The organism is Stenotrophomonas sp. 1L-E-5-B-C3, assembly GCF_057292075.1.
In genome coordinates, this window is sequence record NZ_JBXAWS010000003.1 from 21,449 (window position 1) to 47,943 (window position 26,495).

27 protein-coding genes and 2 tRNA genes are annotated in these 26,495 nt (G+C 63.0%); 23 read left to right on the forward strand and 6 right to left on the reverse strand.

From position 1 onward, the window contains the following. The 4 genes from AC0Z6F_RS05070 to lnt are packed head-to-tail and all read left to right on the forward strand — an operon-like array spanning nt 1 to nt 5,750. On the forward strand, nt 1–807 hold the full coding sequence (locus tag AC0Z6F_RS05070; protein ID WP_020204492.1) for a c-type cytochrome: 807 nt from the start codon (nt 1–3) through the stop codon (nt 805–807). Next, nucleotides 791–1,888 (forward strand): c-type cytochrome, encoded by a 1,098-nt coding sequence (locus tag AC0Z6F_RS05075; RefSeq protein WP_020204491.1) that lies wholly within the window; start codon nt 791–793, stop codon nt 1,886–1,888. Before AC0Z6F_RS05070 ends, AC0Z6F_RS05075 begins: the two co-directional genes overlap by 17 nt. A 46-nt stretch (nt 1,889–1,934) precedes the next feature. Further along, nucleotides 1,935–4,127, forward strand: coding sequence for a heavy metal translocating P-type ATPase (locus tag AC0Z6F_RS05080; RefSeq protein WP_230878316.1), 2,193 nt, complete (start codon nt 1,935–1,937; stop codon nt 4,125–4,127). A 24-nt stretch (nt 4,128–4,151) separates the two neighbouring features. Next, entirely contained in the window at nt 4,152–5,750 is a 1,599-nt protein-coding gene (lnt, locus tag AC0Z6F_RS05085; protein WP_020204489.1) for an apolipoprotein N-acyltransferase, read from the forward strand. Between the two features lie 154 nt (nt 5,751–5,904). Here lnt and AC0Z6F_RS05090 read toward each other — a convergent pair whose 3' ends face one another. Then, nucleotides 5,905–7,290: an ATP-binding protein gene (locus AC0Z6F_RS05090; protein ID WP_020204488.1), complete on the reverse strand. Its 1,386-nt coding sequence runs from the start codon at nt 7,288–7,290 to the stop codon at nt 5,905–5,907. Beyond that, nucleotides 7,287–7,955: a response regulator gene (locus AC0Z6F_RS05095; RefSeq protein WP_020204487.1), complete on the reverse strand. Its 669-nt coding sequence runs from the start codon at nt 7,953–7,955 to the stop codon at nt 7,287–7,289. The genes AC0Z6F_RS05090 and AC0Z6F_RS05095 overlap by 4 nt, the downstream gene beginning before the upstream one ends. Before the next feature lie 180 nt (nt 7,956–8,135). On the opposite strand from AC0Z6F_RS05095, the gene ccmA reads away from it, so the two are divergent. From ccmA to AC0Z6F_RS05175, 16 genes are all read left to right on the forward strand, one after another. Beyond that, on the forward strand, nt 8,136–8,747 hold the full coding sequence (gene ccmA, locus AC0Z6F_RS05100) for a cytochrome c biogenesis heme-transporting ATPase CcmA (RefSeq protein WP_029043916.1): 612 nt from the start codon (nt 8,136–8,138) through the stop codon (nt 8,745–8,747). Nucleotides 8,748–8,751: 4 nt separating this feature from the next. Then, on the forward strand, nt 8,752–9,438 hold the full coding sequence (ccmB, locus tag AC0Z6F_RS05105) for a heme exporter protein CcmB (protein ID WP_020204485.1): 687 nt from the start codon (nt 8,752–8,754) through the stop codon (nt 9,436–9,438). 12 nt (nt 9,439–9,450) lie between these two features. Then, complete coding sequence (gene ccmC / locus AC0Z6F_RS05110; RefSeq protein ID WP_020204484.1) at nt 9,451–10,188, forward strand: heme ABC transporter permease CcmC; 738 nt, start codon at nt 9,451–9,453, stop codon at nt 10,186–10,188. A gap of 29 nt (nt 10,189–10,217) precedes the next feature. Beyond that, nucleotides 10,218–10,376 carry a heme exporter protein CcmD gene (gene ccmD / locus AC0Z6F_RS05115; protein WP_255359645.1) on the forward strand — a complete coding sequence of 53 codons (159 nt, stop codon included), beginning with the start codon at nt 10,218–10,220 and terminating at the stop codon, nt 10,374–10,376. After that, nucleotides 10,360–10,806: a cytochrome c maturation protein CcmE gene (gene ccmE, locus AC0Z6F_RS05120; RefSeq protein ID WP_020204483.1), complete on the forward strand. Its 447-nt coding sequence runs from the start codon at nt 10,360–10,362 to the stop codon at nt 10,804–10,806. The genes ccmD and ccmE overlap by 17 nt, the downstream gene beginning before the upstream one ends. Nucleotides 10,807–10,809: 3 nt before the next feature. Next, a complete protein-coding gene (locus AC0Z6F_RS05125) occupies nt 10,810–12,771 on the forward strand; it encodes a heme lyase CcmF/NrfE family subunit (RefSeq protein WP_020204482.1) in 1,962 nt (653 codons plus the stop codon). Further along, nucleotides 12,768–13,292, forward strand: coding sequence for a DsbE family thiol:disulfide interchange protein (locus AC0Z6F_RS05130; RefSeq protein WP_029043915.1), 525 nt, complete (start codon nt 12,768–12,770; stop codon nt 13,290–13,292). Before AC0Z6F_RS05125 ends, AC0Z6F_RS05130 begins: the two co-directional genes overlap by 4 nt. Beyond that, nucleotides 13,289–13,744, forward strand: coding sequence for a cytochrome c-type biogenesis protein (locus AC0Z6F_RS05135; protein WP_020204480.1), 456 nt, complete (start codon nt 13,289–13,291; stop codon nt 13,742–13,744). Before AC0Z6F_RS05130 ends, AC0Z6F_RS05135 begins: the two co-directional genes overlap by 4 nt. Further along, on the forward strand, nt 13,741–14,622 hold the full coding sequence (gene ccmI, locus AC0Z6F_RS05140; protein ID WP_029043914.1) for a c-type cytochrome biogenesis protein CcmI: 882 nt from the start codon (nt 13,741–13,743) through the stop codon (nt 14,620–14,622). Before AC0Z6F_RS05135 ends, ccmI begins: the two co-directional genes overlap by 4 nt. Nucleotides 14,623–14,703: 81 nt before the next feature. Next, complete coding sequence (gene dsbD / locus AC0Z6F_RS05145; RefSeq protein ID WP_020204478.1) at nt 14,704–16,557, forward strand: protein-disulfide reductase DsbD; 1,854 nt, start codon at nt 14,704–14,706, stop codon at nt 16,555–16,557. Then, complete coding sequence (locus tag AC0Z6F_RS05150) at nt 16,557–17,393, forward strand: prolipoprotein diacylglyceryl transferase family protein (protein WP_180889236.1); 837 nt, start codon at nt 16,557–16,559, stop codon at nt 17,391–17,393. Before dsbD ends, AC0Z6F_RS05150 begins: the two co-directional genes overlap by 1 nt. A gap of 2 nt (nt 17,394–17,395) precedes the next feature. Further along, complete coding sequence (gene dsbG / locus AC0Z6F_RS05155; RefSeq protein ID WP_020204476.1) at nt 17,396–18,169, forward strand: thiol:disulfide interchange protein DsbG; 774 nt, start codon at nt 17,396–17,398, stop codon at nt 18,167–18,169. 90 nt (nt 18,170–18,259) lie between these two features. Continuing rightward, the gene (locus AC0Z6F_RS05160) at nt 18,260–19,066 is read left to right on the forward strand and encodes a sulfite exporter TauE/SafE family protein (protein WP_020204475.1); all 807 of its coding nucleotides are present in this window, start codon (nt 18,260–18,262) and stop codon (nt 19,064–19,066) included. Nucleotides 19,067–19,114: 48 nt separating this feature from the next. Next, nucleotides 19,115–20,491: a dihydrolipoyl dehydrogenase gene (locus tag AC0Z6F_RS05165; RefSeq protein WP_020204474.1), complete on the forward strand. Its 1,377-nt coding sequence runs from the start codon at nt 19,115–19,117 to the stop codon at nt 20,489–20,491. Beyond that, nucleotides 20,488–20,847, forward strand: coding sequence for a hypothetical protein (locus tag AC0Z6F_RS05170; protein ID WP_231522166.1), 360 nt, complete (start codon nt 20,488–20,490; stop codon nt 20,845–20,847). Before AC0Z6F_RS05165 ends, AC0Z6F_RS05170 begins: the two co-directional genes overlap by 4 nt. Before the next feature lie 37 nt (nt 20,848–20,884). Further along, complete coding sequence (locus AC0Z6F_RS05175; RefSeq protein ID WP_029043912.1) at nt 20,885–21,775, forward strand: LysR family transcriptional regulator; 891 nt, start codon at nt 20,885–20,887, stop codon at nt 21,773–21,775. A gap of 23 nt (nt 21,776–21,798) precedes the next feature. On the opposite strand, the gene AC0Z6F_RS05180 is transcribed toward AC0Z6F_RS05175, so the two are convergent. After that, nucleotides 21,799–22,092, reverse strand: a complete 294-nt coding sequence (locus AC0Z6F_RS05180; protein WP_081651477.1) for a helix-turn-helix domain-containing protein — start codon at nt 22,090–22,092, stop codon at nt 21,799–21,801. A gap of 119 nt (nt 22,093–22,211) precedes the next feature. Here AC0Z6F_RS05180 and AC0Z6F_RS05185 point away from each other — a divergent pair, with 119 nt between their 5' ends. Then, nucleotides 22,212–22,868, forward strand: a complete 657-nt coding sequence (locus AC0Z6F_RS05185) for a substrate-binding domain-containing protein (RefSeq protein WP_081651475.1) — start codon at nt 22,212–22,214, stop codon at nt 22,866–22,868. A gap of 200 nt (nt 22,869–23,068) precedes the next feature. Here the strand turns inward: AC0Z6F_RS05185 and AC0Z6F_RS05190 are convergent, their stop codons facing one another. The 3 genes from AC0Z6F_RS05190 to AC0Z6F_RS05200 all read right to left on the reverse strand — a co-directional run bounded on the left by AC0Z6F_RS05190 (nt 23,069) and on the right by AC0Z6F_RS05200 (nt 25,522). After that, nucleotides 23,069–25,003, reverse strand: a complete 1,935-nt coding sequence (locus tag AC0Z6F_RS05190; protein WP_054447108.1) for a tyrosine-type recombinase/integrase — start codon at nt 25,001–25,003, stop codon at nt 23,069–23,071. Between the two features lie 225 nt (nt 25,004–25,228). Further along, a tRNA-Gly gene (locus AC0Z6F_RS05195) sits at nt 25,229–25,304 on the reverse strand. A 142-nt stretch (nt 25,305–25,446) separates the two neighbouring features. Continuing rightward, nucleotides 25,447–25,522, reverse strand: a tRNA-Gly gene (locus tag AC0Z6F_RS05200). Between the two features lie 128 nt (nt 25,523–25,650). On the opposite strand from AC0Z6F_RS05200, the gene AC0Z6F_RS05205 reads away from it, so the two are divergent. Continuing rightward, a complete protein-coding gene (locus AC0Z6F_RS05205; protein WP_485617789.1) occupies nt 25,651–26,052 on the forward strand; it encodes a hypothetical protein in 402 nt (133 codons plus the stop codon). Further along, complete coding sequence (locus AC0Z6F_RS05210; RefSeq protein ID WP_004152368.1) at nt 26,045–26,494, forward strand: hypothetical protein; 450 nt, start codon at nt 26,045–26,047, stop codon at nt 26,492–26,494. The genes AC0Z6F_RS05205 and AC0Z6F_RS05210 overlap by 8 nt, the downstream gene beginning before the upstream one ends. Nucleotide 26,495: the final 1 nt, after the last annotated feature.

A 26,495-nucleotide genomic window follows, 5' to 3' on the forward strand; every position in this document is an offset into this window, starting at 1 on the left:
ATGAAATCCGATCTGAGCGGCAAGGGGCGTCGTGTTCAAGACGTGGACCCGACGTTCGACCCCTGGGAGCAATCGCGTCCCATTCCCTTGTTTGTGCTGGCCATCTTCCTGGCGCTGGCGATCTGGGGCGCTTTGAGCTACATCGCCGACCTGGCGCCGAATCGCGGGGCGGCGATTGGCGGGGCCGTTGCGCCGAAGCAGCAGGCCCCCGCAGTTGCCGCTGACGCGCCGGCGCTCGTCTTTCAGGGGAACGACATCGTCTGGGCCTGCGCGTCATGTCACGGCGACCATGGTGCCGGCGCGGGGCTGACGCCTGCGCTGGCTGGCTTGTCCGAAGCCTACATCGCGAAGCAACTCCACGACTTCGCCACCGGAAGCCGCCCCAACGAGTCCATGCAGTACGTGGCCAGCGCAATGAGCGCCGAGGAAATCGGGCAAGTCGCGGCCTACTACGCCGCGTTGCCGCGCGTTGTCGGCCCGCCCGTCGATCTGGGCGGAGACGCGGCACGTGGAGAGGCACTGAGCCGAACCGGCGACTGGAAAAAGGATATCCCGGCGTGCGTGACCTGTCATGGCCAGCAGGGCGAGGGCGTCGGTGGCCATTTCCCTGCGCTGGCGGGGCAGCAGCCCGAGTACATCTTCCACCAGTTGGTCTCATGGAAAGGCGGCCATCGCCACAACTCGCCGCAATCCTTGATGGATGACATCGCGTCGCGCATGTCGGAGCAAGACATGCGCGATGTGGCTCAGTATTTCGGATCTTTGCGTCCAGGCAGCAAAGGAGGCAATCATGATGAACAACGGTGATCGCCGCTCTGCGCATACGGGGACACTCAGGCGTGCCGGTTATGCCGCGGGGCTGGGTATCCTGCTGTTTTCGGCGGGTTACGGCATCTACGAGAGCGGCGTCATCGGGCGTCTGTACAGCGCGATCAGCGGCAAAACGGTCACGATTCCTTCGGCCGCGCCCTATTCGAGAGCAGACATGGAAGCTGCTCGCAAGGCCTATGCAAAAGACGCCAAGGCGTCTGCGCCCGGTATGCCTGTCGGTGCGGACGGCTATTACATCCCGCCTGCGGAGGATGACATTCCGAAGGGACCCTATGGCGATGCCATCCGGCGAGGAATGAAAATCTTCACCGACACTGGCGCCATGGTCAAGGACCACGTGGGCAATTCGCTGGCCTGCGCGAACTGCCACCTCGACTCGGGACGCCGCGAGAATGCCGCACCGATGTGGGCGGCTTATGCGTCCTATCCCGCTTTTCGCAGCAAGACCGGGACCATCAGCACGCTCGAAGACCGGATCATGGGATGTTTCACCTATTCGATGAACGCCCAGGCGTCGTCCTCGGGAAAGCCGCCACCTGCTGGCAGCGACGTGTACCGCGATCTCATGACTTACATGGCCTGGATGGCCGATGGGTTGCCTGCTGGCAACAAGCCGCGCGGAGCGCTCTATCCCAAGGTGGCGAAGCCAAAGGACGACTACGACGTGGGCCGAGGCCTGGCGGTCTATCAACAAAATTGCGCGCTGTGCCATGGTCCCAATGGACAGGGGACCCGGGAGGCGAACGGAAAAATGCGATTCCCCCCGCTTTGGGGAGCAGAGTCGTATAACTGGGGCGCCGGCATGGCCCGCATCGATACCGCAGCGGGCTTCATCTGGGCGAACATGCCCCTTGGAAAGCCGTACAGCCTGACTGAACAGGAGGCCTGGGACGTGGCGGCATTCATCAACAGCCACGAACGCCCCAAGGACACACGCCAGACCGGAACCGTGGCTGAGGCGCTGGAGAAATACCACGAAGGTGAGCAAAGCTACTACGGGAAGGTCTTGGGTGGGAAGCTGCTTGGGGTTGGAACGGATGCCACGAGCGGACCGTAGTCCCGGCGCGGATTTCGACTATGAGCAGGCCCGTGTCGCGGGCCGGATGGTGTTTTCCGTGGACGGGCTTTGGTGCGTGAGCTGCGCGATGGCCTTGCAGCGCGTCCTGCAGCGTGTTCCCGGCGTGGTCTCGGCGACGGTGAATTTCACCTCGGGCTCGGCACTTGTGACCTGGGCCCCGGAGTCGATCGACTTCCCCTTGCTGCTGCGAAAGGCCGAGGGCCTGGGCTACGCACTGTCGCCGTTGAAAGGCACCGATGAGCTGGAAGCGGCCCTGCAGCGGCAGGCTGGGAAGATCCGCTTGCAGCTTACCGTTGCAGTCGTCTTCGGGATGTGGAGCATGCTCGGCTCATGGGTGCTTTACCTCAATGCCGACGAGGGGGCAGCGCTCGCCATTGCTTGGGCCAGCGTCGTAGCGAGCCTTCCCGTCGTCGGATATTCGGCTTTGGACTTCTACCGCGCCGCCGCCCGTTCACTGCGTGCCGGGATCGCCGGGATGGACGTCTTTGCCTCTGTTGCTGTCCTGGGTTCCCTCTTTGTGTCGGTTGGCTCCCTGGCAATGGGGGCCGTGGCGATTTACACCGACGCTGCCACCATGTTGATCACTTTTCTGCTGATCGGACGACTGATCGAAATCCATGCCCGGCAGGAGAGCGGACTTGCCGTGCAAGCATTGCGCAGCCTTGCGCCGGAAACCGTGACCAAGCTGACTTCGTCCGGCGGCACAAAGGCCGAGAGCACCGTCCTGCTGGCAGAGCTTGCGCCCGGTGATACCGTTCTGATACGCGCCAACGAGCGCATCGCGGTCGATGGCATCGTCGTGGCGGGAAAGTCGGCCGTCGATCTCTCGCTGCTGCAAGGCGAGTCCGTTCCTCGCAGCGTTCAGCCTGGCGAGCGGGTCTTCGCCGGGTCCGTGAACCTGCGCGGTCCTCTGACGGTCCACGTGACCGCCGGTGCGGGAGAGCGAAGATTGGATGTCCTCGGCCTGCGCATGCTTGAGCTGTTTGGCGCCCGGTCGTCGTTGTCCGAGACGGCCGAGCGCTTCGTCCGGATACTGCTTCCGGTCGTGGTGACGGCATCTCTGCTCGCCTTCGTCCATTACCTGTGGAGCGGCACAAGTGCAGATCGGGCGTTGCTCGGTGCGCTGAGCATCCTTGTCGCAGCCTGCCCTTGTGCGGTCGGTCTGGCAATGCCGCTGGCCTACGCATTTACCTGCCGCGAGGCCGCTCGGCGCGGCGTCCTCTTAAGAGACTCTGCGAGCGTCGAAGCGTTGGCCCGCACGAGGATCATGGCGTTCGACAAGACAGGTACGTTGACGTGCGGTCAGATGCGTATCGTCAGCATCCAGACGCGGGAGGGATGGTCTGAACAGGACCTCATCGACCTTGCGGCAAGGGCTGAGGCCGGCGTCGTGCACCCCATCGCACACGCGGTGGTCCTCGCGGCCCGGCAGTCTGGAATGAGCAGCGCGTGCGAGCCCGACGGATGCCAGGTGACGGCATGCGCGAAAGGCGTGACGATGCAGGTGCCCGGCGGCGAGGCCGTGCGGGTGGGTGAAAGGAATTGGCTGCTTGCCGCGGGTGTCGAGGGCATGCCGCCGGAAGATGGCATGCCGGGGCTGGTACACGTTGCCAAAGGCAGGGATTGGCTCGGCTCCTTGCGACTACAGGATGCCCCTCGCGACGATGCTCGTTCGTCACTGCAGCAGTTGCGTGCGCAGGGATTGAAACTCTGGTTGCTGACCGGGGATTCCAGCGCAGCGTCCGACCGCCTGACGGCTGACCTGGGCATAGACTTCGACCGGGTCGAGACCCACTGCTCTCCAGAAGAGAAAGCCGACATCGTGGCAAAGAGCCCAGCGCCTGTCGCCTTCGTGGGAGACGGCGCCAACGATGGCTTGGTCCTGGCCCAGGCAGCCTGCGGAATCGCCATTCCAGGATCGAGTTCCGTGGCTGTTTCCGCAGCCGGGGTGGTGATCGCACACGGCAGCGTGGGCGCTGTCGTCGAGACCCGTGAGTTGGCTCGCAAGTTCGATCGCATCGTCCGGCAGAACCTCGGGTTTTCCGTCGCGTACAACCTCGCCGTGATTGTCGTGCTGTTCGAAGCAGGCGTGACGCCCTTTGCGGCCGCGCTCGCCATGCTTGCCAGCAGTGCGTCGGTATTTCTGAACACCTGCAGGCTGCTGCACGGCCGCCCTGTCTTGGACAGGTCGATGCAGGCCGACCCTGCTACATCCTGAAAGGAGCACTGGAATGCTCAGGCCGTGAGCAAGGTCGTGCGGTGGGGAAATGCCGTGACCTTGGCGCTTGCCGGCAGCGCACATGCGTTGACGTTCGCCCCGGATCCGCTGCCCCAGTGGTCGCTGCCCATCGTGCAAATCCTCGCGCTGGCGGTTCTGGCACGCGCCAGCTTCGCCGCCGAGCGCGGCCGGCAGGCATTCCTTCGCGGATGGGGGTTCGGTTTCGTCAATTTTGCGGTCGGCTTGTACTGGCTGTTCATCAGCATCCATGACTACGGTGGTTTGTCCGCGCCACTGGCCGGGGCCAGCGTCGTGGCGCTGTCTGCCTTTCTCGCGCTGTTTCCCGGTCTTGCCTGTGCGATCAGCAAGTGGCTGCAGTCCCGCATTCGGCGGCGAGCGGCACTGTCACACGTGCTGGCCTGGTCGGCTGCTTGGGCCGCCTCGGAATGGCTGCGCGGCGTGCTGTTCTCGGGCTTTCCGTGGCTGAACATTGGCTACGCCCATGTGGACAGCCCATTGGTCGGCTGGGCGCCGTTGCTGGGCGTGCATGGTGTCGCGCTGCTCGCGGCGTACCTCTCAGGGACCGTGGCGTTCCTGTCGCGTCCGGCCGCGGCGTCCATGCGTTGGAACGTGTCCTTGCTGGCGACGGTGCTGATCCTGATCGCCATGGGGTGGATACTTGCTCGTCTCGATTGGTCGACGGCCGAAGGCGAGCCATTGAATCTGAGGCTGGTACAGGCAAACATCGATCAATCGCAGAAGTTCGATCCGACGCGGCTCGAAGACGGCATCGTCAGGCACTTGCGGCTGGCTGCGCAGCCACCTGGTCCCGGAGAGCCGCATCCGGACCTGATCGTCCTGCCAGAGACGGTCGTGCCCATATTCCAAGACCAGCTCAACCCGACGATCTGGAAAGCCTGGCTTGACGTCGCCGCGCACCAGCGCAGCATGATTGCGATGGGCGTTCCTTTGCACAGCATGGCGGCCGACGGCAGCTCGCGGTACACCAACAGCGCCATCGGCTTCGACGCCGGCACACCTTTGCAGCAGCTTGTCGACGCCTCCCTGCCGCTACGCTACGACAAGCACCACCTCGTTCCGTGGGGCGAGTATGTACCGGCCGGGTTCGAGTGGTTCACGCGAATGCTGGACATGCCGCTGGGCGATTTCGATCGCGGAGCCCCGGTCCAGCTACCGTTCTCGGTGAATGATCAGCACTTGGCGTTCAACATTTGCTACGAGGATGTTTTCGGTTCCGAGCTGCTCCCGTCGCTCCTGCCGAACCCCGGCGGAGGACCCGGCGCGAGCGTGCTTGTGAACTTGAGCAACCTCGCCTGGTTCGGCCAGACCTGGGCGCTTCGCCAGCATCTGCAGATCGGGCGGATGCGCAGCATCGAGACCGCACGGCCTATGGTGACCTCCACGAATACAGGCATCACAGCCTCGATCGATCCGAAAGGACGGGTCGCTGCCGCTCTGCCGCCACACAGGCCGGGCGTGTTGTCCGTGACCGTACAAGGCATGAGCGGCCTGACGCCGTACGTTCGCCATGGCGACCAGCCCGTCCTGTTGCTCATAGGGATGGTGCTGGCTGGTCTCGCATGGCGCCCGACCCGACGGTAGCCGCAAGACCGGCAGCCGCACGAGCACTGCCATGCGCCCGATCCCCGGCGGCGGGTTACACCCAAGTCAGACGATAGATCGAACGAAGGGGAACCACATCAGCATGCATCCGTCCCTTGGCTGTAACCCCGCCATCCATGGCAGCACACCAAACCTACGGCTTTGAATCCAAACTGCGTCCTGCAGGCCAGGCTTGGCTTTTTTTGGGTGCAGGGTCAGTGGGCACGAGAAATTTCGCAACCAGACCTCCCCCTTCCCGGGGTTCGAGATTCAGTGCCCCACCAAATCTCTCTGCAATGGCCCGCACGATCGAAATGCCCAGGCCCGCCCCGTCCTTACTCTTTCGGCCCTGGTCGCCGCGCCAGAAACGTTGGCCGATTTGGGATGCCTGCTCGGCAGTCAGCCCGGGGCCACGGTCCGATACGGTAACCACACACCGCTGTGCATTCGGATCCAGGAACACGCCAACCTCGATCGCCGCATCTCGCGGCGAGTAGCGCATTGCGTTGTCAACCAGATTGCGAACTGCCGTTTCCAGCATCGACTTGGGCACCGGAGTTCCGGTGTCCTCGCCGATGATGTTCAACGACAAGCGCTCATTTTCGTGCGCCTTCCACTGTTCCAGCACGCCGCCGACAGAAGCGACCACAGAGGTGCAACCGTCCGCCTTGTCGGCAGACGTCTCGGCGCGGGCCAGCGTCATCATCTGGTCCAAGGTGCGCCGCAGTCGTTTCACGCCTTCCTCTGCACTGGAGAGAGACGATGCCACCTCGTCGCCTTCACTGAGCCGGGCCACCTGCAGATGCGTATCGATCACGGTCAACGGTGTGCGCAGCTCGTGCGCCGCGGCATCGGTGAATGCCCGCTGGCTGGCAAGTGTTCGTGCCAGGCGCTTGAGAAGCCCATTCATTGCGTCCAGAACCGGGCGCAGTTCCGAGGGCGAATGGTTGACAGCAATGGGGGACGTGTCGTCCGCGTGTTTGTCGCGCAATTGCTGCGACAGAGCCTCCAGGGGGGCCAGCCCCCGGCCAATGCCGATCCAAAGGGCAGCCAGGCCGCCAAGGAAAGCAATCAAGAATGGCACGCCAGCCACGCTCAGCAGTTCGTTGATCAGCATATCCCGCTGATCCACGCGATCCGCCGTCGTGATCTGGTAGCCATTGGCACGAAGAACGTAGACCCTCCACTGATGTCCCAAAACGTCCCGCGTGCTGAAGCCGGCCGGCAGTGACTCGAACTCCGAGTGAGGTCCAGTGGTCGTTCGTGCCAGGATCTCTCCCTGCAAGGACCGGATTTCACATGCGATGCCCTCCTTGCCGCTGACGCGCACCGCCTCGGTGAAGTCGTTGGACGCCGCATTCGGAGCCAGCGCGGCGCGTTCAAGAAGCCCGGACACCATGCGTGCCGACATGGCAAGGCGGCCGTCGAGGGTTCGGTCGAGATTGGAATGAACGCCGCGCATCATCCAGCCGGCGGCAGCACCCCACAGAACCAACAGCGAGATACCGGCGATCAGAACAGCCCGAAGGCGCAGGCTCATGATGCGAGCCTCCAGCCCAGCCGATAGCCGAGCCCCCGGACCGTCTCGATGGCTTCGGCGCCGAGCTTGCGGCGGATGTTGTGGATATGCACATTGAGCGCATTGCTGCCGATCTCTTCCCCGAGGCCATACAAGCGCTCGTTGAGCAGGTCGGGCGGGACCCACCGGCCATCGGCGTTGGCGAGATGGGCCAGCAGATCGACCTCGCGGCGCGACAAGGAGACGGACTCGCCCTGGAACCAGGCCAGCCCGCTCTCCGGCTCCAGCCGCAGGGGGCCGGCCGAGATGACCTGGGCCGCACGGCCTTGCGTGCGTCTGACCAGCGCATGCAGCCGGGCCGCGAGTTCACGCAGATCGAACGGTTTGACCATGTAGTCGTCGGCACCTTCATGCAGCCCTTTGAGCCTGTGTTCGATGGCGTCCCGCGCCGTGAGGATCAGGACAGGCAACTGAGGCTCGACGGCCCGCATGCTGGCCAGCAACTCCATGCCGTCCCGGTCGGGAAGCCCGAGATCGAGCACCAGGGCATGGAAGGTGTCTTCTGCATGCGTGGCTTCGGCTTCTTCTGCGGTGGCGACGTGATGCACCGCGATGCCGTGCTTGTGCAGACCGGCCACGATCCCTCGCCCGATCAGTTCGTCGTCTTCCACCAACAGTATTCGCATGGCGCCTACCCACCTGAGTTTGCTTGTTTGACACGCTCATGTTAGGCCAGAAATGACAGCAACGTAGGACGCAAGTTCCCGCTAATTCTCAGTTAATCGGGAGAAGACATGATTTTGAAGATTGCCCCTTGAGGGCGCACCTTCCAAGGATGCCCATGTGTATGAACTATGACCCGGCCCATGCTTGAAGCTCTCGATCTGGTGGGCATTCGGGGGGAGCACCGACTGTTTGACCATTTGACTTTCCGGATCGCGCCGGGCGAGTGCCTGTTGGTGCAAGGCGAGAACGGCAGCGGGAAGACCACGCTATTGCGATCGCTCGCAGGCTTCGCAACGCCGGATGCCGGCAGAGTTTTATGGAAAGGAAAGCCGCTACGCAATCAATGGAGTGAATACCAACGCGAACTGGTCTACAGCGGCCATGGCATTGGGCTCAAAGAAGACCTGAATGCCTTGGACAACCTGCTCGCCGCAGCCGCCATTGCAGGTGAGCCACTCACCCCGGAACGTGTGGAATCAGCGCTGGACGACGTTGGCTTGACCGAGCACAGGCATCTGCCGGTCCGGATGTTGTCGCAAGGCCAAAAGCGCCGTGCAAGCCTGGCTCGACTGCTCCTCTACAAGAGGAAATTATGGATTCTCGACGAGCCCTCCACAGCGCTGGACAAATTCGGTGCGCGATGGCTTGGTGAAGTGATCCATGGGCACCAGTCCCGTGGCGGAATGGTCGTTCTGACAAGTCACCAAGAGCTGGCCGTGAAAGCTTCTCAGACCGTCCGGATGGGGGCATGAGCCAGTGAGCCAGCCCCTCGTTGCCCATCCGGTGTTTGTCGTGATTCGCCGGGACTTGGAAGTGGCCTTGCTCCGAAGGTCAGACGCGCTGATACCTCTTTTCTTCTTTGTCGTCGTCGTCAGTCTGTTTCCCTTGGGTATCGGCCCCGAGCGCGAAATACTCCGGCGGATCGCTCCAGGCGTCCTGTGGGTGTCGGCATTGCTGGCCAGCATGCTTTCGCTGAATCGCCTGTTCGAGCAGGATCACGCCGATGGCACGCTGGAGCAGATGATGCTGTCGCCGGCGCCGTTGGCCATGTTGGTCGTCGGCAAGATCACGGCACATTGGCTGTTGTCCGGTTTGCCCTTGGCCTTGCTTGCGCCCGCGCTGGCATTGCAGTTCGACCTGCCTGCCTCGTCCCTCTGGATTCTGACCGCATCGCTCGCTATCGGTACGCCTGTGCTCAGCCTCATCGGCGCCGTCGGCGCGGGGCTGACGCTGGGCGTACGCGCAGGGGGTGTTCTCGTTGCTGTGCTGGTGCTGCCGCTCTACATCCCGGTGCTGATCTTCGGCGCCGGCGCGGTCGATGCGTCGATCCTCGGTCAGGGTGCGTCGGCCAACCTCTCCTTGCTCGCCGCCGTGTTCGTCTTGGCGGCGTTCTTCACGCCATTCGCAACGAGTGCATCGCTGCGCATCGCACTTGAGTATTGAGGAGCGAAGCGAATGGTCAACTGGTTCAAATTTTCATCTCCCAAAGCGTTTTACCCTATCGCGGGAAAGCTCATCCCTTGGCTCGGCGTGACCGCCGCGGCGCTGTCACTCGCTGGCGTCTGTGTGGGGTTCTTCTTGGCACCCACGGACGCCCAGCAGGGAGAGGGATATCGCATCATCTTCCTGCACGTGCCGGTTTCATGGATGTCCATGGTCATCTACCTGGCGATGGCGTTCTGGGCCGGCATTGGCCTGGTGTTCAACAGCCGCCTGTCGGCAATGATGGCCTCGGCGCTGGCCCCCACGGGTGCACTGTTCACCTTCCTTTCGCTGTGGACAGGCGCCTTGTGGGGAAAGCCGATGTGGGGAACCTGGTGGGTCTGGGATGCACGACTGACCTCTGAACTTGTCCTGCTGTTTCTGTACGTCGGCTTCATCGCACTCCAATCGGCGATCGAAGATCGTCGCCGTGCCGATCGGGCAGGCGCCGTGCTGGCGCTGGTCGGCGTGGTGAACATCCCTGTGATCTATTTCTCCGTGCAATGGTGGAACACCTTGCACCAGGGTGCCTCGGTATCGCTGACTCGCGCGCCCTCCATGGCGATGGTCATGTTGCTGGGCATGCTGATCATGGTTCTTGCGGCCTGGGCTTACACGGCTGCGGCGGCGCTGGCGCGCGTGCGCTGCATCATCCTGGAACGCGAACATCACGCCGGCTGGTTGCAGGACATCGAGGAGGTGAAGCGATGAACTGGGCCAGTGTCGGTGAGTTCCTGGCGATGGGTGGTTATGGTGTGTACGTTTGGGGATCCGTCCTGATGACGGTGGTGTTGCTTTGGACGGAATGCCGAATGCTTCGGCGCCGGCGCCGAGCAGCACTACGGCGCATCCAGTCGGAATTGCCGGGCAAGGAGGTGCGGCGTGAAGCCACGACATAAACGCATCGCACTCATCGTCGCCGGGCTATCCGCCATCGGCATCGCCACGGCGCTGGTGCTCAATGCCTTTCAGAGCAACCTTGTGTTTTTCTTTACGCCCTCGCAGATCAGTGCCGGGGAGGCACCATTGGAGCGCACCTTTCGAGTCGGCGGCATGGTGGAACGAGGCAGTCTGAAGCGACAGCGTGGTGAGCTTGCCGTGCAATTCGTCATCACCGATACGGTCAAAACAATCCCGGTCACTTATTCGGGCATCTTGCCCGACCTGTTCAGTGAAGGAAAAGGGGTTGTTGTTCAAGGACGGCTGGACAGTGCCGGCCTCTTTCGCGCCGAGGAGGTGCTGGCCAAGCACGACGAGAACTACATGCCACCCGAGGCCCAGCATGCACTGGACGAGGCCCAGAAGAATTCAGCTTCAAGGAAGCCTTGACCCATGATTCCAGAAATCGGCCACCTCGCCCTCATCGCCGCCTTGTTCGTGGCACTCGCTCAAGGTGTTCTTGCCCTGGCCGGCGCGGCGCGAGCCAACCTCACCTGGATCGCGTTCGCCCGTCCCGCAGCACGCACGCAATTCCTGCTGGTGATCGTCGGTTTTACAGCGCTCACCTGGGCCTTTGTCGCGAAGGACTACTCGGTCGCCTACGTCGCTCAAAATTCCAATTCTCAGCTCCCGCTGGGCTACAGAATGGCCGCGGTCTGGGGCGGACATGAGGGTTCGCTCCTGCTCTGGCTGCTGATGCAGACCGGATGGGCCTATGCGGTCAGCCGGCTGTCGAAGCAGCTTCCGGATGCCATGGTGGCGCGCGTTCTGGGTGTGCTCGGGCTGGTGACGGCCGGTTTCCTGCTGTTCGTCCTGTTGACCTCCAATCCCTTCGAACGACTTTTCCCGGTCCCGCAAGACGGATGGGATCTGAATCCGCTCTTGCAGGATATCGGCTTGATCTTTCATCCGCCGCTGCTTTACATGGGGTACGTCGGATTTTCGGTGGCCTTCGCATTCGCGATCGCCGCATTGCTTGCCGGACAACTGGACTCGACGTGGGCGCGCTGGTCGCGTCCCTGGGCCACCGCAGCCTGGGCGTTTCTGACGGTCGGCATCGCCTTGGGAAGTTGGTGGGCCTACTACGAGTTGGGCTGGGGGGGATGGTGGTTTTGGGACCCGGTCGAGAACTCATCGTTCATCCCCTGGCTGGTGGGCACTGCCTTGATCCACTCTTTGGCAGTAACGGAAAAGCGGGCCAGCTTCAAGAATTGGACGGTGCTGCTGTCCATCGGTGCATTTTCATGCTCGTTGCTTGGTGCCTTTCTGGTGCGCTCGGGCGTACTGACTTCCGTGCATGCATTTGCCACCGATCCACGGCGCGGACTGTTTATTCTGATTCTGCTGACTGTCATTGTGGGCACGTCGCTCGCTTTGTTCGCATGGCGAGCCCCCAAGGTCGGAATGGGAGGACGGTTCGACACGGTCTCCAGGGAGTCCTTGCTGCTGGCGAACAATGTGCTGCTGGTGGTCACTGCCGGCGCGGTCGCACTCGGTACGCTGTACCCACTGCTCATCGACGCGTTGGGCCTGGGCAAGCTCTCCGTCGGGCCGCCATACTTCAATGCGGTGTTCGTGCCATTGATGATCCCCGCGTTACTTCTGATTGCGGTCGGACCCGTCGCCAATTGGAAGGCCGCCCAGTTCGGTGCCATCTTCAGGCAGTTGCGCGTTCCGATGATTGCGGCACCCGTGGTGGGCCTGACCGCTCCATTCGTGCTGGGACACTGGTCAGGCTCCGCGGCGTTGGGCTTGATGCTGGCCACATGGATCGCCGTGTCCGTGGGGACGGGCATCTTCGGTCGAATGCGCGCCACCCGCGGCGGGTTGCGTGCCCAGCCGCGCAGTTGGCTTGGGATGCATATGGCGCATCTGGGCATCGCGGTATTCGTGACTGGCGTGACCATCGTCAGCGGGTATGAGACCGAGCGAGACGTTCGATTGGCCCAGGGAGAGTCCGTCAGCATCGGCGGCTACAACCTCACTTTGGTCGGCGTAAGGAGCGCGCGAGGACCCAACTACGTGACGCAGATAGGCGATATCGAACTGTCGCGCGACGGCAAGGTCTTGCGTCGGCTCCATCCGGAGAAGCGCAACTACCCGGCCTCGCAGATGCCGATGACCGAAGTGGCGATCGACGCAAATGGACTGCGCCACGTCTACGCGGCGCTCGGCGAACCGCTCGGAGAGGGCGTTTGGAGCGTTCGCGTCTACCACAAGCCGTTCGTCGACTGGATCTGGATCGGCTGCATCCTGATGGCGCTTGGCGGCGGCTTGGCCATCAGCGATCGCCGATACCGCCTGAAGCCTCGCCGTCAACACGCCGCCCAGCCATTGCCCGAGGCCACATCATGAACCGCTTCCTATGGCCGCTGCTCGGATTCTTTGTATTGGTGTCATTTCTCGCGATGGGACTGACGCTCAAGCCCAGCGAGGTGCCGTCGCCCTTGATCAACAAGCCCGCGCCACGCTTCAGTCTTCCGCAACTGCAAGCCCCGGACAAGACCTTCTCGCCCGAGAGCATGATCGGGAAAGTATGGGTACTGAACGTGTGGGCTTCCTGGTGCGCGCCCTGTCTTGAGGAGCATCCCGTCATCACCGAATTGGCCAGCAGGCATGCCGTCTCGGTGGTCGGCATGAACTACAAGGACACGCCGCAGAACGCCATCGCCTGGCTAGGACGCAATGGCAACGCCTTTGAAACGACGATCTCCGATGCGCACGGGGCTGTCGGCATCGACTTCGGGGTGTACGGCGTGCCGGAAACCTATCTGATCGACAAGGCGGGCATCATTCGCTACAAGCATACCGGGCCGATGGACGCGGGTGAAATGCGCAGCGAGCTGCTGCCGCTGGTGCAGGAGCTTGAGAAATGATCCTCTGGCGGCTGGCATTGTTTTTCTTTTTGTTCACGGCTCCGGTCTGGGCCAGCGACCAGGCGGCCGAGGACCGCATGCTGGGCATTGCATCCGAGTTGCGTTGCCTGGTTTGCCAGAACGAGTCGATTGCAGCTTCGCAGGCCGATCTCGCCGCCGACTTGCGTCAACAGATTCGCGAGCAGATCCGTGCCGGAAAAAGCGATGACGACATCCGAACCTATATGGTCGAACGATACGGCGACTTTGTGCTTTACCGCCCGCCATTGAAGCCGACAACGATGCTGCTTTGGTTTGGCCCGTTCGCGCTGCTTGCCCTGGGCTTTGTGGTCTTGGTCATGAGTCTGCGCAGCCGAAACCGCAAGCCGAAGAATGCTGCCCTCAATGAAGAGGAGCGCAGACACGCGGACGCGCTGCTGGCTCCGCCACACAATGCCCTGGACGAGTCATGAGCATCGTTTTCCTGGTTCTGGCGTCGGTGCTCGTGGGAGGCGTCTCGCTATGGCTTTCTTTCCTCCTCTGGCGAGGGGGACATGGTGCGGGCAACCAGGTTGCCCCTGACAGCGTGAACGCCGCGGTACTGCGCGATCAATGGGCGGAGTTGGAGAGAGACCACTTCAATGGCACGCTGTCGGCCCATGAATTGGCCGATGCAAGATCCGATCTGCAACGGCGAGCGCTGGATGAAACTGCTCCATCGCCGTCGAGATTGGGGCCACCTGCTGGAAGCAGGGGGGCAGCGATCACTGTCGCCATTGTGCTGCCGATCGCGACGGCGCTGACCTATTCGTACTTGGGGAATCCGGCCGCCGTGGACCCGCCACAGGTTCGCAGCGCGGGTATGACGACGCAAGCCGATGTGCAAGCCATGGTGGCCTCACTGCAGGCACGACTGGCCCAGCACCCCGATGATCCTGGAGGCTGGCTCATGCTGGCGCGTTCCTACCGCTACTTCGGCGATCATGAGCAAGCCGTCAATGCCTTCACTCGCGCCAATGAACTTGTCCAGAACGATCCACAAGCTTTGTCGGAATACGCGGAGTCGCTGTCCAGAATCCGCGGCTCCGGCTTTGAGGGAGAGCCCACCCGTATGCTTGAGCGGGCCTTGTCGCTCGATCCCAATGCAGCCCTGCCTCTGACTCTGGCCGGCGCTGCTGCGGTGCAGCGCCGGGACTACCAAGCGGCCATCGCGCACTGGCAGAAGCTGCTAGGGATGATGCCCCCCGACTCCGAGGCGGCGAAAGTCGTCGAGGCCGGGATCGAACGGGCCCGGACGGAGCAGGCGGAACTCGCCCACGGTCGATCATCAGAGCCAAGCGCAAAGCATTGATGGCATCCCGGTTCCCAGGGGCCGTGCGGGGGACCTTTAGTTTCGCTTAATCGGGTCATCGCATGATCCAGGCAGCTTTGCTTGGAGGATTCGGATTTGGCTTTTCATCGGCGCGTCGTAGCGATCTTTCTCCTGTGTTGTTGTGCGGTCGGCAGCGCGTGGGCGAATGGCCTTTTTTCCTCCTGGGGCAGCAGTGAACGGCAATTTCTGGACGTTGCCGAAGTTCTCAAGCTGGACCCTGCGCAGCAGCAGGGCGATTCGTTCTCGGCCGCTGGGCACATCGCCGATGGCTACTACGTCTATCGCCATGCCCTCAAGTTGGTCGATGCCCAGGGCCATGAGGTCAGCTTGAGCCTTCCGGCAGGAACGGCCAAACACGACGAATTCTTTGGCGACACGGAAATCTATACGGGCGAGGCGCTCAAGCTGCGCTTTCCTGCCACTGCCCCCGGCCCGCTGACGCTCCACTGGCAGGGCTGCGCGGAAGCAGGGATCTGCTATCCGCCGCAGACCATGAACGTGGCACTGCCGGCTGTGGTGGCCGGTACCTCCCCGGCCGGCAATGATTCCGTCCAGGGGAGTTCGGCCGTGGCCGCCACCCATGCAGGCAGCCAGGGTGGGCCGACCGAGGTGGCGGAGGATCAAGCCGCAGCGCAGCGGCTTGCAGCGCTGGGGCCCGTGTGGGGGACGCTGCTGTTCTTCGGCTTCGGGTTGCTGCTGGCTTTCACGCCATGCTCGCTCCCGATGATCCCCATCATCTCCACCATGGTGGTCGGCAGCCAGGCCAGGCCGCGGCGGGCTTTCTTCCTCTCCCTGTCCTATGTCTTGGCGATGGCGGGCACCTACGCCGCGGTAGGTGTGGCCGCTGGCCTGGCCGGGGCCAATCTGCAGGCCACACTGCAATCGCCTTGGCTGCTCGGAGCGTTTGCAGCCTTGTTCCTGGTCCTGGCGAGTTCCTTGTTCGGTCTGTTCGAGCTGCAGATGCCCTCGGCGCTGATCAATCGGGTCGAATCCGCTGGCAGAGAGCGCTCGGGCGGGAGCCTCCCCGGCGCGGCGGCGCTGGGCTTCCTCTCGGCGCTTCTGGTCGGGCCTTGCATGACCGCTCCATTGGCGGGCGCATTGCTGTACATCGGGCAGACCGGCAGCGCGGTCTACGGCGGCATGGCCTTGTTCGCGCTGGGTTTGGGCATGGGACTGCCCCTGCTGGCCATCGCCGTGTTCGGTGCCCGGGTCCTGCCGCGGCCTGGCGCGTGGATGGACCGCGTGCGCGTGGCATTCGGCTACGTCATGGTGGGCATGGCCGTGATGATGCTGACGCGCGTCCTGCCCGGCACGGTCAGCCTGGTTCTGTGGGGCGCGTGGGTCTTGTCGGTGGCGATTGGACTGATCGCTTGGGGCCAGGCCGTGGCAGCAAAGCATCGGCTGGCATGGACGCTGCGGTCCGGCGCTGTCTTCGCCGGCTTGTGGTCCATCCTGATGCTGGTCGGCGCGGCCTCTGGCGGCGAATCGGCATTGCAGCCGCTGGCACACCTGCGCGGGGATTCGGCTTCGGCAGCACCGGCGACAGGCGGCGTCGCTTACCTGCAGGCCAAATCGGTCGAGGACGTCGATGCGCATCTGGCACAGGCCGCCTCACGCGGTCAATGGACTCTGATCGATTTCTACGCCGACTGGTGCGTCAGTTGCCATGTGATCGAACGCAACGTATTCGGCGACCCGGCCGTCGCGTCCCGACTGGCCCGGATGCAGGTCGTGCGACCGGACGTGACGCGCAATGATGCGACCGACCAGACCTTGCTCAAGCATTGGGGTGTCATGGGACCGCCTACTCTCATTCTCGTCGGTCCGGATGGCAAGGAACGGCGCGATCTGCGCGTCGTCGGCGAGATCGATGCCAGCGCCTTCTTGGAGCGCTTGGACAAGGCTGGTTCCTGATGATCAGCATCGGTCCATTCTCCGTTCAGGTGGTTGCCGTCTTCTTGGCCATCCTGCTGGCCTGGGTCGTGGCGCGCATGGTGGCCAAGCGGTTGCCCGACTCTCCGTACAAGGCGGCCGGTGGCATGCTGCTGGACGCCGTTTTTGTGGGGCTTGTGGCAGCTCGCCTCGGCTACATCGCGCAGTGGTGGGAAGAGTACGCGCAGTCGCCAATGTCCATGATTTCCATTGGCGATCAAGGCTTTTTGTGGTGGGTCGGTGTCCTGGCCGCGGTGACGCTCATCTGGTGGCGCACCCGTGCGGTTCAGGCATTGGGCCGGCCTGTGCTGGCGGGAGTTGCGGCCGGACTCTTGGCCTGGTTTGCGGCCGGTGGCGTGCTGGCTTTGCTTCAGCGCTCGGCGCCGCCATTGCCGGCCTTGACGCTCGCAACGCTCGATGAACGGCCTGTCGTCCTCAATTCCTATGCTGGGCGGCCCGTCGTGCTCAACCTCTGGGCTTCATGGTGTCCACCATGCCGTCGCGAGATGCCGGTGTTCGAGCAGGCGCAAGCGCAGTATCCCGGTATCGCCTTCGTCATGGTCAACCAGGGAGAAAGCGCCCAGCAGGCCCGCGCCTTTCTTGAAAGCGAACGCCTGCAGCTCAAGGATGTGCTGCTCGACCCCGCTTCCCAGACCATGCAGGCCGTCGCCTCGCGAGGCCTGCCCACCACCTTGTTCTTCGATGAACAAGGACGCCTGGTGGATACCCATCTGGGCGAACTCACGATGGCAAGCCTCAAACACACGGTGTCGCGCCGATTCGCGCCAGCCCAACAGATCAAGACAGACAAGGAGTAATCATGTTTGCACAACGCTCGCACATTTCGTTCCTCTTGGCCGCCAGCTTCATGGCGGTCACCGGCTGCAGCAAGGCAGAGACGGCGGACAAGCCGGCCGTCCTCAAGGCGCTGGAGGGCCAGGGCCTGACCGTCACGCAGGAATTCAAGGTCGGCGGTGGTCTGCGCGCCTTCGCCGCCGTCGCGGGTGACCGGCCCATTGCCGTATACATCACGAGCGACGGCAATGCCATCGTGGGAACTCGCCTGAACGCCAAGGGCGAGCCGATGGACGAAGCGGACCTCGAAAAGCTGGCCGCCAAACCGATCAGCGACAAGGAATGGTCGCAGCTCCAGTCGTCTACCTGGGTGCTGGACGGCAAGGCAGATGCGCCGCGCGTCATCTACACCTTCAGCGATGCCAACTGCCCCTATTGCAACGCCTTTTGGGAAGCTGCACGCCCTTGGGTGGATTCCGGCAAGGTCCAATTGCGGCACATTCTGGTGGGCATCATCAAGGATGACAGTCCGGCCAAAGCCGCGGCCATCCTTGGCGCGCCTGACCGGAGCGCGGCATTGTTGACGAACGAACGACAGTTCGGCCAAGGCGGGATTACGCCAGCCAAGAGCGTGCCTGCCGATGTGCGCAAGATCCTCGATGACAACCTGGCACTCATGGCGAGCACCGGCTTCCGGGGGACGCCCGGCATCGTCGTGCGCGGCCCCAACGGGGTCCTCAAGAAATACAACGGCATGCCGCGAGGGGCGCAACTGGGTGAAGTGCTGGGACCGCGCTGAACCAGCCGCCGAGGCACCGAACCTGATGGCCACTTCTCTCAGACCGCATCCCAGGCTGTTCAACGGAAATTGCACAAAGGATCATTCACCATGCTCTCGCTGACGGGTGGAGTGCTGGGCCTCATCATTGGAGCCGTGCTGGGATTGACTGGGGCCGGCGGCGGCATCTTCGCCGTGCCGGCGCTGGTATTCGGCCTGGGCATGGACATCCGTCAGGCCGCGCCCGTGGCGCTGCTCGCCGTGGGCGCTGCGGCGACCCTGGGGGCTGCGCAGGGCTTGCGCCAGGGCGTTGTTCGGTACAAGGCAGCGATGATGCTGGCGGCTGCCGGTACCGTGACGGCTCCGCTGGGCGTGCAGCTCGCTCACTGGCTTTCGCCTCGATGGCTGAACCTGATCTTCGTCGCCATCATGCTCGTGGTGGCTTACCGTATGTTCATGTCATCCCGTGGCAACCAGCCGCAGGGCGATTCGGCTGACGAGCAGGGCCGGGTCTGCAAGATCTCCAAGGACACCGGCCGCTTCGTCTGGAACGTGCGAACCGCGACCACGCTGGGAAGCATCGGCGTCGTCTCCGGTTTGGCCACGGGCATGCTGGGGGTGGGCGGCGGATTCATCATCGTCCCGGCCCTGGCGCATTTCAGCGAGCTGCGCATGCACAGCATCGTCGCGACCTCGCTCATGGTGATCGCGCTGCTGTCCGCGGTGACCGTGTTCATCGCGTGGAGTCACGGCCTGACGCTTACCGCACCCGCCTGGACATTCGTTCTCACGGCGCTCGTGGGCATGTCAATTGGCCGCGTTCTGGCACGCAGGATTCCCTCAAAGATGCTCCAGCGGGTGTTCTCGATCACCTGCGTGGCCGTGGCGGCCCTCATGCTCATGCGCAATGTTGGCTAGAGGTCCGATGTTCGATGTTCGATTAATTGATGTGGACGGGAATATTCAATGCAGACAAGGAAAGCAGATATCGCCATCATTGGCGCGGGAACCGCTGGCAGCACCGCATTCCACGCGCTGAAGGCGGCAGGCAAACAGGTGGTTCTGATCGATCGGGGGCCATTGGGGACGACCTGCGCGCGCGTCGGATGCATGCCTTCGAAAGCGGCGCTGCATGCCGGCATGCACTGGAAGGTTGCCAAGGCACTCGCGGCGAGCGCCACGCCGTCGACCCAAGGGCCGCAGGCCTTGTGGTCCCACGCCCGCCAGACCAGGGATGCGCTGGCCAGCGCCGCCGCGGAACGCACACGCAAGGCGGCCGGCGAGAGCCTGATCATGGCCGAAGCGCGCTTCGTCGCGCCAGGCATCTTGCAGGCGGGCGAACAACGGATCGAGGCCGGCGCCTTCATCGTGGCGACGGGCTCCCGCCCGGTGGTTCCCAAAGCGCTCGAAGGTGTCGCCTCCCGCGTTCTGACCACCGATACCCTGTTCGACCTGGAAGTCCTGCCGGCCCGGATGGGGATCCTGGGGCTGGGCGCCATCGGGCTGGAACTCGGCTTGGCCCTGTCTCGGCTGGATGTGCAGGTGGTCGCGGCAGACCAGAAAGACACCATCGGCGGTATCCAAGACCCCGATGTCCTGAAGCGAGCGATCGCCAGGTTCGAGACCGAATTGCCGATGTGGCTGGGCGCCGCCGTCGAAGTCAGCCTTGAGGGCGACCAGGTACGCATGCGCACCGGCGAGCGCGAGGCCCTGGTGGATCGGCTTCTCGTCGTGACGGGACGACAGCCCAATACCGAGGCGCTCGACCTCGCCGCGGCCGGCATCTCCCTGGATCAGGCTGGCCGACCGAGCATCGACCCCGCGACCATGCAGGCCCCCGGGTCCTCCCAGGTGCCGATTTTCTTCGCAGGCGACGTGCAGCCGGATCGCCCCCTGATGCACGAGGCCGCGGACGAGGGCCAGATGGCGGCGCAGGCCGCGTTGTCGAGCTTGCGCGGGGAAAGCTGGCCAGGGGCATCGCGGCGCGTGCCGATCACGATCCTGTTCACCGACCCGGATGCGTGCGCAGTCGGCATGACCCATGAGGCCGCGATGCAGGAAGGCGCGGTCGTCGGCACTGCGGAAGGCAGCGGCAACGGGCGCTCCAAGATCCTGGGAGCCCCGGAAAACCTGCTGCGCATCTATGCCGACCCCGGCTCAGGCGCCTTGCTCGGTGCCAGCATGCTCCTGACGCAAGGCGAGCATCTGGCGCACCTGATCGCCTGGGCGATCCAGGCAAAGCAGACGGTCAACGATCTGCTGGCCATGCCGTACTACCACCCCTCCATCGAGGAGATGCTGCAAAGCGCCTTGAAATCCGCATCCCAGCAGATGCGCCCGTGAACGACCTTTCTGACGGCCACAGCCGAGCGACCATGACCCAAGACACCCAACGCCCTACATTGAAAGTGATCATCCACGCACCGACGGCAGAAGCCTTTGAGCGTGCGCGAAACAATGCAAGCAATCTCAAGCGCGCGGCGCCCGATGCCGATGTGCGCATCGTCGCGAACGCGCAAGCCGTCGCTGCCGCCCTGGACACGGCACCTTCCGACCTCGACACGCTCACCTGGGTATGTCCCAACACACTTTCGCGGATCGGCAGGGAGAACAGAGAGCCGCTCGAAGTACTGGACGGGCCTGCCGTCATCGAGATGGCGCGCATGCAGCAAGCGGGATGGACCTACATACGGGCGTAGCACGCGATTGCCCGTTCGGCATTGGGGGGGTGAGACCATGGAATTACGACATCTGCGCTATTTCATGGCCCTGGCTGAAGAGTTGCATTTCACGCGGGCCGCCGAGCGCCTGCACATCGAACAGCCCCCCTTGTCCCGTGCCATCAAAGAACTGGAGGACGAGCTAGGGGTCGTGCTGTTCGTCCGGAACCGCCGTGGAACCGTGCTGACGCCGGCGGGTGTCGTCTTTCTTCAAGATGTCCGCAGATTGTTCACCGTGCTCGAACAGGCACGCGAAAGCGCCCACGCCGTGGCAGCGGGTTTGCGAGGCAGTCTGCGCATCGCAATTTCCGACGGGGCGATCGATGCTCGCCTGTCGGCATTTCTGGCCCGGTGTCGTGCGGAGGAGCCGGAGATCGAGATACGTCTGTCCGAGGTTCCGCTGGCCGAGCAGTTACGCGGCCTGCGGTCCGGGGATTTCATGATCGGATTCGCGCATACGGCCGACGTCGGCGACGACATACGGGCTGAGCCCATCTGGCGAGATCCATTGGTCATCGCCGTGCCGGCACGGCACGCACTGCTCGCCCACAAAAAGGTCCCGCTCCAAGAAGTCGGGATCCATCCACTGGTCTTGTGTGATCCCCATGCATGCGAGGGCTACTGCCGGGAACTGACACGACTGCTGCAGGTGCTTGAGCACAAGTTGAACGTCGTCGAGGAGGTGTCCTCGCTGGACATGATGCTCACCTTAGTCGGTGCCGGCTACGGCATCGGTTTTTTGGCTGCAAGCAAGATTCCGGTTTGCCAACGCCCAGACGTGGTGATCCGTCCCCTGGCCATCGATTCAGCCGTCATCACGACTTACTTGCTGCGACCTGACAGCAACGATTTGTCGGCTTCGCTGGAGCGATTCATCGTTCGCCTACGTGAGTCTGCGAGCGGCTGACGCAGCCCCGCTGGCAGACACCCTCAAAGATCGGTTTCGGCACGAAGATTGCGCTCGGTGGCCGCCATCAATTCTGCCGCGCTTATCCTAAGTGCTACTGAAATTTTCAGTATGAGGGGCAGCGTGGGCACGTGCTCACCACGCTCGATCTTGCCCATGTGCGAGCGCGAAATGCCTGCCCGAGATGCGAACTCGTCTTGCGCGACTCCTTGTGCGACGCGCGCAGCGCGCACGGCCTGTCCGAAAGCTGTCGCCGCTGCGGATTCATACGTTTTTGTACCAGAAGGACGGCCTGGCTGAATGGTTGATTTCTGCATCAGCAGAAGCGTCAAACAATCTGCCAAAATTAACCACGTTAAAGATAACGGCGTTAAACTTCACTCTTGACCACGATGCAAGTTCACCTCCTCGGCCAGAACACTTTTTGGGGGCTCGCATGCATGATGCCACCAGCCAGTTTTCCCATCTCAGGCTTGCCATAGCACCTGGCGTGCCATCCTCATGCTTCTCCTCGCTTCTCGCCCTGCAACGCGCGGAAGAGCCAGAAATCACTATCGCGTTCTTTGAGACATCAAGTGACGACCTGGTGACGGGCATTGATGAAGGTCGCTACGACGCAGGAATGTCGCTCCGGGCCGTAAGCGCTCCGTCTCTGAATAGCCAACCATTGTGGCTTGAGAACATCGCTGTTGCCATGCCATGGCGGTCCCCGTTACTTGCCCAGACAAAACTCACGCTCGCCGAGCTTCTGAACTACCCCGTGTTTCGCTGGCCGGCAGAAAGCTGCTCACCGCTGGATCAGCGACTATCATCCCTACCACCGTTGAACCAGCAGAGTATCCAGCACGTGACCTCGTTCGAGATGTTGGCGCTATGGGTTGGCGCTGGCTATGGCGTTGGGATCACAGCGCAATCGCGCATCAAGCGTGCTGATGCATGGGGGATCACCGCCCGGCCGCTGGCTGAGGGTCCCTACGAGGTCGTGACGCATCTGCAGCGACCCAAAGGACGAGCCAACGCGGTTTCTGAGCGGTTCGAGCGCAGAGCGATGCAGGTAGCCAAGGATAGCGCGGTCCAATCGAATACCCGATAGCGTGCCCGCGCTGAGCGTCCCCTGATGTGCAGATGCCAGGCGTCCAACGATCCGCTGGACATGCATGATCGTCTGCTCGATTTCTAGGCGGCGACATCGGCGCCTGTCCTTAGCTCCCGCACCACAGCACACTGAACGAACTCATGCAGGCGGTGCAGATGTAGCGCGGGGGCCGTGAGGCCCTCGCGGGCGCTGTAACACTACGCGCCGTCCAAAGCCACAGCGCTCTCCATCAGCCGGCGAACGCTCTGGCGCACCTCTTCGGAGATAGGCCGCGGCGGGACGACCTCGGGAGCATTCGCATGGGGCTGGCCGCCTGCGATGACCTGGGCCACCATGCCCAGATTGCTTGGCGTCACGATGTCGATGGCCGCGCGATCACCCAGGTCGGGGTGTGGCCGGGTCAACATGCGGTAAAGCTCCCATGAATCCGCCTGCGGGTACTGGTGCATGAGCACCTGGGCCAGCTTATGCTTGAGCGGCACCAGTTGCCAGTCGGGGACGCGCTGCCCCCGGTTGCCCAGGCTGATGGAGAGCAGCTTGCCGGCCTTCAGCTCGCGGTTGATCTGGTCCTTGGACTTTCCGGCGAGCTTGCCGAACAGGGGCACCGGCAGACTGCTCGGCGATTCGTAAATGGCCAGCATTTCCTCGCGCTCGCGCTGGATGGCGGACACCTCGGGTTCCGGCGCATGTGTCGGGGGTGGCGGCACCTGCGACAACCGTTGGAAGGTGATGCCTCCGTCGCTCGGCGTCACAACGATAGGGGTAGCCACTACCGGCGGAACGGGTGCCGCAGAGGAACTTGCAACGATGGCGTCAGCCTTGTCCTCCTCCGCAATGGCGGGCACGCCCTCGATGTGGATAGTGAGGTGTGCGCTGGCCGCTTCGACCTGGGCCTGTTCGAGCAAGTCGAGACGGTCAGCCCAGTCCTGCATCATCCGGCGCCGCGGCTCCACATACTTGGCGTGGTTGTAGGACGAACTTACCTTGTTCGGATCGGAGTGCGAAAGCTGGGCATCCACCCAAATCTTCGGGTAACCGATCTCGTTGAGCGCCGTCGAGATCGTTCCGCGAATACCGTGTCCGGTCAGTCGATCCGTGTAACCCATCCGCTTCAAGGCGGCGTTGAGCGTGTTCTCGCTGATGCGCTTCTTGAGGTTGCTGCGGTGTGTCAACAGGTGGCGCTGCGCCGGCCGCATCACCCCGAGCAGGTAGCGCACGATCTCGATGGCCTGGACGGACAACGGCACGATGTAGGGCGGCACATCCTGCGGACGCTTGCCCGCCTTGCGCATCTCGTCCTGAAGCTGCTTGACGATTTCCGGCGGGATGATCCACAGGCCACGGTCGAGGTCGAACTGGTCGGGGGTCGCGAGCCGCAGCTCTCCGGTACGCACGCCGGTCAGGAACAGCAGGCGGATACCAAGCTGGGTCTGCCAGCCCCGAGGGTTGTAGAGCCTGAGCTTCTGGAGGAACTCGGGAAGCTCAGGCAGATGCAGGTAGGGGTTGTGGGTCACCGCGGGCTTGGGCTCGGCCACTACGTCCAGGTCCGTAGCCGGATTGGCCTCCATTCCCTCGACAATGACCAGCGCGTAGCGGAACAACTGTCCCAGCCAGGTACGGACCTTCTCTGCAGTGGTGAACGCCTCGCGCTTTTCGATCCGCGCCAGGACGCCCAGGAGCTGCGGCCGCCGAATGTCATAGATCGACATTTGCTTGAGGCTGGGCAGCACGTCTTTCTCGAAGATCCGCTTGATCTGCGACAGCGTGCTGTTCCTGCCTTCCTTGAGTTCCTTGGCGCGGTGCTCGAACCAGGCATCGAAGACAGCCTTGAACGTGTAGTCCGAGGCCAACTTGACCGCGTGCCGCTTCTGCTTACGGTCAGCGTGGGGGTTGATGCCTTGGGCCAGGAGTGCCCGGGCTTCGTCGCGCAAGGTGCGGGCTTCGCGCAGGCCGATCTCGGGATAGTTGCCCAGGGAGATGCGTTTTTGCTTGCCGAGCCAGTAGTAACGCAGGTGCCACGATTTGCCGCCGGTAGGGGCGACCACCAGGCCGAGGCCGTCGGTATCGGGGATGCTGTAGGTTTTCTTGGCGGCCTTGGCTTGCCGCACGGTCAGATCAGAGAGTGCCATCATCAAACTCCTAAGTCGTGAGACTTAGGCTCGATGCTGCTGGTCATCCCGATCCAACCCCAGCAACAACCCGGAACCGGCACCACCCGCATTCTTTGGCCTTAATTTTGGCCTCAAAAACGCTGGCTGTCGGTGGATTTCCGTGGCTTTGGCTGGAATGAAAAAAGGAGCCGAAGCTCCTCTTTTCAATGACTTACAGACGTCAGTGGACGTCTGTAGATCATAAATTGGAGCGGGAAACGAGACTCGAACTCGCGACCTCAACCTTGGCAAGGTTGCGCTCTACCAACTGAGCTATTCCCGCATAAGCCGACATGGTACCGGAAATCCGGAACACACACCAGCGATTTCACATTTCTGACTGCGCGAAAAGCCTTGTGGCTCAACGGGCCCCGCCTTGCCGTTGCGGGAGAAAAACAAGGCCCCTGACGGGGCCCTGTAGAATCTGGAGCGGGAAACGAGACTCGAACTCGCGACCTCAACCTTGGCAAGGTTGCGCTCTACCAACTGAGCTATTCCCGCAGATTCTCCGACCTGCGTCGAAGGAGCGCTATTGTGTCCAAATTCCTTCACGTCGTCAACAGTCTTCACGCGACGCAGTCAGCGGCGCCCGCACTGGGGTACGCTGCCCCGCCCGGTCCGGTACGCCCATGTTCCTTCGTGGCAAGCCCCTGCTGATCGCCCTGCTGCTGCATCTGCTGGTGGCCCTGCTGTACTGGACGCTGATTCCACTGGGAATGAACTGGTATCGCGACCATTTCGGCTTCACCTCCCATCGCGACATCAGCCTGGGCATCGCGCAGTTCTACCTGTTCTGGATGTTCCTTGGCGCCCAGCCAATGATCGCGGTGCTGCGGCCGCTCTCCGCCAAGCTGCTGGTGCTGGCGGTTCCGCTGGCGTTCGCGACCTGGACGCTGATGCACAACCACCCGCTGCGCCTGGCGTACTTCACCGTCGGGCCAGGCCTGCTGACACTGGCCGCGATCTTCGCCACCCTGCGCACTGCATCACTCGGCACGGCACTTCCCGCACCGGACGCCCCTCATGCCTGAGCGCTACATCCGCCTGTTCTGGCTGCTGGTCGCACTGACCTGGTTGGCGCTGATCGCCGCACTGGTCAATGCCGGCTTCACGCCGGACTACTGGCTGCTGCGCCACCTGGAAGGCGGCACACTGCCCTACCCGACCAGCACCGTGATCGTGTTCGCGCTGCTGAGCACCGTCGAGCTGGTGGTTGCTGCACTGATCGTGCAGCCCTGGAAACTGGGGCGGCTGTGGCTGCGCCTGCTGATCGCCTTCGTGCTGCTGCTGGCCTGGTCGATACCATGGCTGCTGTCGGCGATGCACCAACCACCGGTGCAGGGCATGCACCTGCTGTGGTTGCTGCTGCTGGACGTGGGGCTGCTGCTGGCGCTGTGCGTGGTGTCGTTGCTAAGTGCATGGCGGAGACTCAGGCGGCGCAGGAATAGTTCGATGGCCCCGCCTCAGCACTAGG